Here is a 635-nt window from a genome sequence, read left to right as displayed (position 1 = left end):
GGTTTTGCCTTTATCAAGAAAAATTCAGGATTACAACCCTTGTTTTTCGGTGGCGAACAGGAAAAAGGTTTGCGTCCTGGAACCGAAGCCGTACATCAAATAGCAGGAATGGCAAAGGCTTTGGAACTTTCCTATGCTAATTTAGAAGCCGAAAGAATTCACATTCAGGAATTGAAAAATTATTTGATTTCTCAATTTGAAATTCATTTCCCAGCTTTCCAAATCAACGGAACATCGGATGGGATTTATACTATTTTAAATGTATTGCTGCCTTTTCCAGCTGACAAAACGGCGATGATTTTGTTTCCTTTGGATATGAAAGGAATTGCAGTTTCTCGGGGAAGCGCCTGTCAATCCGGAAGTATAAGACCTTCTCACGTTTTGGCCGAAATGCTTTCGAACTAAGACTTAAAGAAACCAAGTTTGCGTATTTCTTTCAGCCATTGCAATACTAAAGAAGATATTGATTTGTTGATTATTGCTTTGAAAAGTATCTAGTTTAGAAATTTACTTTTTATTTTCTTCTGCCTTTGCCGCTTTTGCTTTCTCTCTTTCTTGTTTTCTGAAATAACCACGAAGTAAAAAATTATGTTTCATTGCTTCTAAGTTCTGGTTTAGTTTTATGCTGGCAGCAT

2 pseudogenes are annotated in these 635 nt (G+C 36.4%); one reads left to right on the top strand and one right to left on the bottom strand.

Annotated features, from left to right (window positions below):
• Positions 1-498: pseudogene (locus EKL98_RS18255) on the top strand (aminotransferase class V-fold PLP-dependent enzyme); the annotation flags it as partial.
• Between the two features lie 9 nt (positions 499-507).
• Here the strand turns inward: EKL98_RS18255 and EKL98_RS16225 are convergent.
• Positions 508-635, bottom strand: a pseudogene (locus EKL98_RS16225) (MlaD family protein); the annotation flags it as partial.

The sequence above is a fragment of the Flavobacterium bomense genome (genome assembly GCF_003970355.1).
This window is presented reverse-complemented; position numbering and strand designations above follow the sequence as displayed.